A 7,435-nucleotide genomic window follows, 5' to 3' on the forward strand; every position below is an offset into this window, starting at 1 on the left:
AGCCCGGCCGGCGGTGCGCGGCGCGGGGCGGGCCGCGGCATATACCGCGGCCCGCCGCACCGGGATTCCGAGGACCGCTGTATCAGCGGGCGGCGAGGACGCGATCGTCCTCTGCTCGGGCGGGTTCGGCATCGAGACGTTCGGCGAGCTTCTCGCCTTCGATATCGAGCGCCGGTACCAGCGGCGACAGCCATTTCGGCAGCCACCAGATCCGTTCACCCACGATCAGCATGAACGCGGGCACGATGAGCATCCGGACCAGGAAAGCGTCGGCCAGCACACCGACCGCGAGCGCGAAGCCGATGGTCTTGAGGATGACATCGTCGGTGAGCGCGAAGCCGGCGAAAACACCCACCATGATGATGGCGGCGGCGACCACGACGCGGGCGCTGTGGGCGAACCCGTCGATCACGGCCCGGCGCGCGGGCGCCCCGTGCACATAGGCCTCGCGCATCCGGCTGACGAGGAACACCTCGTAGTCCATGGCCAGCCCGAACAGGATGCCGGTCAGCAGGATCGGCAGGATGAACAGCACGGGGCTGGTCGAATCGAGTCCGATGAGCTGGTTGAGCCAGCCCCACTGGAACACCGCGACCGTCGCGCCGAGCGAGACACCGACCGAGAGCAGGAAGCCCAGCGCCGCCTTGATCGGCACCCACAGCGAGCGGAACACCGCGATCAGCAGGAAGATCGCCAGCCCCGCCACCACGGCCAGGTAGATCGGGAACACCTGGCTCAGCTTGTTGGCGATATCGACCCCGACCGCGGTCTGGCCCGTCACCAGTGCGCGGGCGCCCGTTTCGGACGGGAGATCGGCCACGGTGGCACGGATCTCGTCGACCAGATCCTTGGTGGCCTGCTCCGACGGCCCGGAGGTGGGGATCACGGTGATGGTCGCGAACCGGACCGTCGCGAGCTGCTGCTCGAACATCTGCCGGGCCTGCGGGCCGGTGCCGGTGACCGCCGGTACGACGGTGGCGATACCGGATCCCGCCCGCCCGGCGAGGGTCTGCAGATCGTCGGTGGCGGTCTGCACCGCGGCGGCGGGGTCGGGGGCGGCGGCCGTATCGACTACCACCACGAGGGGGCCGTTCGCGCCCGCTCCGAAGTTGGTGGAGATCAGGTCGTAGGCGGTGCGGGCGTCGCTGCCGACCGGCTTGCTGGAATCGTCGGGCAGCGCGAGCTGCATGGAGGTCACCGGTACTGCGGCCACCGCGGCGATGGCGATACCCGCGGCGAGGGCGGGCCATTTGTGCCGGGCGAGGGCCTCCACCCAGCGGCGGCCGTGGGTCCGGAAGCCGGGATCGGTGTCGGACATGTAGCGGGGGCGGCCCTTCATGACCTTGTCGCCGGCGAAGCCGAGGATCGCGGGCAGCAGGGTGAGGGAGATGAGTACCGCGATGGCGACGGTGAACGCGCCGGCCAGGCCCATCTGGGTCAGGAACCCGATATTGCACACCGCCAGGCCGACCAGCGCGATGATCACGGTCAGGCCCGCGAAGACCACCGCGGAACCGGCCGTGCCGACCGCGCGTCCGGCCGCTTCCTCCAGTGACCGGCCCGCGCGCACCTCGCTCTGATACCGGGACATGATGAACAGCGCGTAGTCGATACCGACCGCGAGGCCGAGCATGGTGCCCAGCGCCGGGGTGGTCGAACCGAGTTCGACGAAACCGGTCAGGGTGGTGATGGCGAGCATGCCGATGCCGACTCCGACCAGGGCGGTCAGCAAGGGCATCCCCGCGGCCACCAGCGAGCCGAAGGTGATGGCCAGGACCACCAGCGCAACGGCGATACCGACCACCTCGGCGAGCGGCATCTCGACTTCGTTCAGTGCGTCACCGCCGATGGCGACGTGCAGGCCGGTCCGTTCGGCGCCGTGCCCGGCCGCCTCGAGCGCGGTGCGGTCGGATTCGGGGAGTTCGGTGGCGGTCTTGTTGTAGGTCACCGCGGCGTAGCCGACCCGGCCGTCCTCGGAGAGGGTGCCGCCGGCGAACGGGTCCGCCACCGATTGCACGTTCTCGGTGGTCAGACCCTGTAGCGCGGTGGTGACCGCCGCGTGGTAATCGGGTTCGGCGAGCGAGCGGCCCTCGGGTGCCTCGAACACCACCCGCGCGGTGGCGCCGTCGGGAGCGGCCTGCGGGCTGCGCTGTTCGATGAGTTCGAAGGCCTGCGTGGATTCGATGCCGGGGAGTTCGAATTTATCGCTGGTCTTCCCCGACAGGGTCGCCGCGCCGACCGCCAGCACGGCGAGCAGCACCACCCAGAAGGCCGCCACCGCCTTGCGGTGCAGGAACGACCAGCGGCCGAGCCGGAACAACTGCCACGCCATGCGCTGTCCTCCAAGCGACTATGTGGACCATATGGTCCGGTTATAGTTCAGGGTAGGAGCAAGCGGACTCAAGGGTCCACTTCAAGGAGGCAGATGTGGAGGAACTCACCCCGACCCCCACTGTGAGACGTGGATCTCACTGCGAAGCCGGGTATTTCGTGGCAGCCGACGCGCGAGGATGACCGGTATGGCGACATCGAGGTCGACAGCGAAATCAGAAGCGCCGGTGGGTGACGAGCCGAGCTGGGCCGGTCGGCGCGCGGATGCCCGCCACAACCACGAGCGGGTCCTCGCCGCCGCGATCGAGGTGTTCACCGAATACGGAATCGGGGCCACCATCCCGCAGGTCGCCGCCCGCGCCGGAGTCGGCAAGGCGACGGTCTACCGCAGCTACCCGACCAAGTCCGACCTGGTCCGCGCACTCGCCCGGACCCATATCGAGTGGTTCCACGAACTGACGACCGCCGCCGTGGTCCGGGCGCGCACCGACGCCTATCACGCGCTCGAGGCCCTGCTGGAGCGGATCGCCGCCCGGCTGGCCCAGGACCGGCTGATGATCGAGGTCCTCAGCGGTGTCGAAGGGCTCGGCGACGAGCGTCTCGAACGGCAACTGGAACAGATCCTGGCGTTCGGCCGCGCGCAGGGCAGTGTGCGCGCGGACGCCACCGGTATGGATGTCCAGGTGCTGGTGTCCGGGGTGTCCCGGGCGCTGATCGATCTCGGCATCCGGGACCCCGATATCTGGCGCCGCTACGCGCGCCTGGCGCTGGCCGCGCTACGAGCACAACCCGGGACCGGCCAGGGCTGACCGCTCCGGGCTCGCTCAGACGAGGGGTTTGCCGAGGGCTCGTCGTCTCCGCATATCCTCGAGATGCTTGTTCAACGGGTACAGCCGCCAGCTCTCGGGCCCGGCCGCGGTCACCGTTCCGATGGCCCGCATGATCAGCTCGAAGGCCCGCTGCCGGCGCGGCCCCCACGCCAGTCCCAATTCGTCACGGAAGCGCTGCGGCAGGAAACCGGTGGTGAAGAACCTGTTCACCCGGCGGAACAGCAGCTGTTCGACCCGGTTGTAGGGGCCCAGGTCGACGACCTGGCCGAGGAGGTAGGCCTTCACCTCGGCGTCGAGCGAGATCTCCGCACTGGCCGCGTCCCAGTATTCGGCGAACGCCGCGCGATCGGCCGGCCACATCTCCGGACGCATCTGCAATGTGGTGCCGAACCGGGCCGATTCGCGGTACAGCTCGTCGGCGTCCGCCTCGCTCAGCGGGCCGAACAGGTAGGTCAGCGAGTCCACGACACCGAGATAGATGCAGGCGGCGACCCACCGCTGCAGTTCCGGGTCGAAGGCGTTGTACTTCACGGGGCTGTCCGGGCCCGAACGCACATGCCGGTGCGAGGTGTTGGTGGCGGCGCGGTAGGCCTCGCGTTCCTCGTCGGTTCCCATCATCGCGACGGCGAGGTAGGTCAGCGTCGTGCGGCCGCGTTTGCGCGGATGCAGATCGAAACGCCCGCTGTCGACCGTGCTCTCGACCACGCCGCGGCCGACCGGCGCCAGGCTCAGCTGCATGATCACGTTCGCCGGTCCGCCGAGCAGGGCGCCGGGACCGGCCAGATGCTTGCGGCGCTCCACCGGATCGGGTTGCCGTTCGTGCGACTTCGCTGACGCCGAACCTGACATCACACCTCCATGCGTGATCGAGAGGATTTCTCTACAAGTCTCTCACAAGCTATGTAGGATTCCAATCTATAACTCATCGTTCACATGCGTAGTCGATGTGTTAAGTGATTGAGGATTCACACAACTGCACGGCATCTGGCCGCCCCGCATCGCGCCGGAAGGCCTGCGGGAGGCGGATGCCGTCGAATGCCCGGAGGTTGCCCTGTGCCGATGAAATTGCCCGCACCACGAGCGTCGCTGCGGCCGCTCACCGACGCGGTGGCCGCGGCCGCCGTTCTGCGCCGGCGCGGCATGTTCGATCCCAAACGCCCCGACGAAATGGTCCGCACCGCACGCAACGCGCGGGTGTACGGCCCGTTCGCCACCGTGCTCGCCCACGCGGTACGGCGCGGGCGGCACGCGGCGGCGCTGGTCGACGAACGCGGCACGCTGACCTTCGATCAGCTCGATCGGCAAGCCAACGCCTTCGCCCGCGGTCTGCGCTCGGCCGGTATCGGCCCGGGCACGGTGGTGGCGGCGCTGTGCCGTGATCACCGTGGGCTGGTGCTGACCCTGCTGGCTGCGGGCAAACTGGGCGCCCGGGTGGTGTTGATGAACACCGGCTTCGCGAAACCGCAACTGGCCGATGTCGCCCGGCGCGAGGGCGTCGGCGCCGTTCTCGCCGATATCGAGTTCACCGCCATCCTCGACGGGATCCCCGCGTCGACGCCCCGGATCTACACCTGGACCGACGCCGTGCACCCCCTGGACCCCGAGGCGGTGACGATGGACGCGCTGATCGCCTACAACTCCGACGACGCGCTGCCGGCCCCGCGTCGCGCCGGGGGCACCGTGATCCTGACCAGCGGTACCACCGGAACGCCCAAGGGCGCTCCCCGCGACAAGGTCTCGCCACTGCAATCGGCGCAGTTCCTGGACCGGGTGCCGATACCCCGCGACGGCACCATGGTGATGGCCGCGCCGATCTTCCACGGCACCGGCCTGTCACAGTTCACGCTGGGCTGGGCCCTGGGCAACAAGGTCGTACTGCGCCGGCGCCGGTTCGACCCCCGCGAAACCCTCGCCGCGGTAGCCGAGCATCGGGCCACCAGCCTGGTCCTGGTGCCGACCATGCTGCAGCGCATCGTCGACCTCGGGCCCGAGGTCCTCGCGCAGTACGACACCTCGTCGCTGCAGGTGATCTTCTCCGCCGGCTCCCCGGTCTCGCCGGACCTCGCGCAGCGCACCGCCGGAGCTTTCGGTGATGTGCTCTACAACCTCTACGCCTCCACGGAGGTCGCCGTGGCCGCGGTCGCGACGCCGGAGGATATGCGGGTCGCGCCCGGTACCGTGGGGCGTCCGCCGGTCGGCTGCCGGGTCGCGATCTACGACGAGCAGCGCCGGAAGGTCACTACGCCCGGCGTGGTGGGCACGATCTTCGTCTCCAGCGGCCTGAGTTTCGGCGGCTACACCGACGGGCGGAACAAGGAGATCGTCGACGGGATGCTGTCGAGCGGGGATGTCGGCCATTTCGACACCGCCGGACGGCTGTTCATCGACGGCCGCGACGACGATATGATCATCTCCGGCGGCGAGAACGTATTCCCGCTGGAAGTGGAGAACCTGCTCGCGGGCCGCGCCGATATTCTCGAAGCGGCGGTGATCGGCGTACAGGATCGTGATTTCGGCACCCGGTTGCGTGCCTTCGTCGTCCCGGCCCGGGACGCCGTCCTCGACGAGGAAGAGATCAAACGGTACGTGCGGGCCAACCTGGCGCGGCACAAGGTTCCGCGCGATGTGGTCTTCATCGACGAGCTGCCCCGCAACGCCACCGGCAAGCTGGTCCGCCGGGAACTCGAAAGCTACGAGGTCGCCTACGAGACGAGATTGCAGATGCCGCGCGCGGACTGAGTGCCGCCGTCGCCGGGCCGGATCTCCGGGATCCGGCTACTGCACCCGTCCGCCCGGTATGGGCGCTGCCGCCGCGCCCCGGGTGTCAGCCGGTGGCCCGGGTACTTCGTGTGGAGCGTTCCGCGGGGGTGTACGGCGTGAGTGCCGAGCGGTTCTGGTCGACCCGGATGGGCCTGCCCAGTTGCGGAAAGGCGCGCTGGGCGCAGTCCGTGCGTTCGCAGACCTTGCAGCCGACGCCGATCGGAACCGCCGCGGCCCGGTCGGCGAGCGGAAGGCTGTGCGAATAGACGAGGCGGTCGGCGTAGGCGATATCGCAGCCGAGCCCGACCGCGAACTCGCGGGTCGGCGCGAAATATCCCGGAGTGTTCTCGTCGGTGGTCCGGGCCAGCCAGAGATAGCGGCGACCGTCGGGCATTTCGGCGATCTGGGTGCGGATCCGGCCCGGGGTCGCGAACGCGTCGTGCACCACCCACAGCGGGCAGCTGCCGCCGACCCGGGAGAAGTGGAACGCGGTGGCGGACTGCCGTTTCGAGATATTGCCCGCCCGGTCGGTCCGGACGAAGAAGAACGGCACCCCCCGCCGGCCGCGGCGCTGCAGGGTGGACAGGCGGTGGCAGACGGTTTCGAAGCCGACCTCGAATTTCGCGGCGAGTAGTTCGATGTCGTAGTGCAGTTCCTCGGCGGCGGAATGGAACTGCCGGTAGGGCAGTATCAGCGCCCCGGCGAAATAGTTGGCCAATCCGATGCGTAGCAGACCCCGGGATTCGGCAGGCACGGCTTCGGCGCCCGCGACGAGGTCGTCGAGTACGTCGTTCTGCGTGAGAAAGGCCAGCTGAGTGGCGAGCTGGAAGGCGCGCTGGCCGGGGGAGAGCCGGCGGGCGACAGTGAGGATGCGATCAGCGGAATCATAGATCCGTTTGGGGCCGGGACGATCCGGGTCGTCGGTGCGGATGCGTACCGCGATATCGTGCCGTTCGCGCAGCAGGCGGGCGAGTTGCAGGTCGAGACCGCCGAGGCCGAGTTCGTTGCGCTGGAACAGCTCTTCGGCCGCGGTGTCCAGTTCCGGGATGTGGTTGCGGCGGTCGTAGAAGAAGTCCCGGACATCCTCGTACGGCATCGCGGTGCCGGTATCCGGAGCGGGGGTGTCGACCCCGGCGGCGAAACGCTCCAGCTGCTGGGTCGTGTTGTGCAGGCGCCGATGCAATCCGACCAGCGCGCGAGCCGCGGCGGGCACCCGGGAGACGAGATCGTCCAGTTCGGCGACCGATAACGCGGCGCCGTCGGGATCCTCGGCAAAGACCTCTTGGAGATCCGAGATCAGCCGCGCGTCGGTATCGGGGGCGAAGAAGCCCACATCCAGATCGAAGGCGCTGTTGAGGCGGAGTAGGACCGGTACGGTCAGCGGGCGCTGGTCGTGCTCGAGCTGATTGACATAGCTGACCGATAGCCCCAGCGTCTTGGCCAGGCCCGATTGTGAGAGTCCGCGCTGCTCCCGAAGTCCGCGCAGGCGCCCGCCCGCGTACATACGCTCCACC

The 7,435-nt window shown here is 68.9% G+C and carries 5 protein-coding genes; 2 read left to right on the forward strand and 3 right to left on the reverse strand.

What is annotated here, in order from left to right; translation table 11 throughout:
• Nucleotides 1-82: 82 nt before the first annotated feature.
• Entirely contained in the window at nt 83-2,332 is a 2,250-nt protein-coding gene (locus ACWDU1_RS26460) for an MMPL family transporter (protein WP_450002518.1), read from the reverse strand.
• A 187-nt stretch (nt 2,333-2,519) separates the two neighbouring features.
• On the opposite strand from ACWDU1_RS26460, the gene ACWDU1_RS26465 reads away from it, so the two are divergent.
• A complete protein-coding gene (locus ACWDU1_RS26465; RefSeq protein WP_450002520.1) occupies nt 2,520-3,140 on the forward strand; it encodes a TetR/AcrR family transcriptional regulator in 621 nt (206 codons plus the stop codon).
• 15 nt (nt 3,141-3,155) lie between these two features.
• On the opposite strand, the gene ACWDU1_RS26470 is transcribed toward ACWDU1_RS26465, so the two are convergent.
• Complete coding sequence (locus ACWDU1_RS26470) at nt 3,156-4,010, reverse strand: oxygenase MpaB family protein (RefSeq protein WP_450002521.1); 855 nt, start codon at nt 4,008-4,010, stop codon at nt 3,156-3,158.
• A gap of 210 nt (nt 4,011-4,220) precedes the next feature.
• Between ACWDU1_RS26470 and ACWDU1_RS26475 the strand changes: the two genes are divergently transcribed.
• Nucleotides 4,221-5,900: an acyl-CoA synthetase gene (locus ACWDU1_RS26475; protein ID WP_450002523.1), complete on the forward strand. Its 1,680-nt coding sequence runs from the start codon at nt 4,221-4,223 to the stop codon at nt 5,898-5,900.
• Nucleotides 5,901-5,985: 85 nt separating this feature from the next.
• Here ACWDU1_RS26475 and ACWDU1_RS26480 read toward each other — a convergent pair whose 3' ends face one another.
• Entirely contained in the window at nt 5,986-7,434 is a 1,449-nt protein-coding gene (locus tag ACWDU1_RS26480; protein ID WP_450002524.1) for a short-chain fatty acyl-CoA regulator family protein, read from the reverse strand.
• Nucleotide 7,435: the final 1 nt, after the last annotated feature.

This window comes from Nocardia sp. NPDC003345 (assembly GCF_053589395.1).

Excerpts from the sequence above, each read along its gene's own strand:
- ACWDU1_RS26460 (WP_450002518.1), bottom strand. The coding sequence starts at position 2,332 with ATGGCGTGGCAGTTGTTCCGGCTCGGCCGCTGGTCGTTCCTGCACCGC.
- ACWDU1_RS26465 (WP_450002520.1), top strand. The coding sequence starts at position 2,520 with ATGGCGACATCGAGGTCGACAGCGAAATCAGAAGCGCCGGTGGGTGAC.
- ACWDU1_RS26470 (WP_450002521.1), bottom strand. The coding sequence starts at position 4,010 with ATGTCAGGTTCGGCGTCAGCGAAGTCGCACGAACGGCAACCCGATCCG.
- ACWDU1_RS26475 (WP_450002523.1), top strand. The coding sequence starts at position 4,221 with ATGAAATTGCCCGCACCACGAGCGTCGCTGCGGCCGCTCACCGACGCG.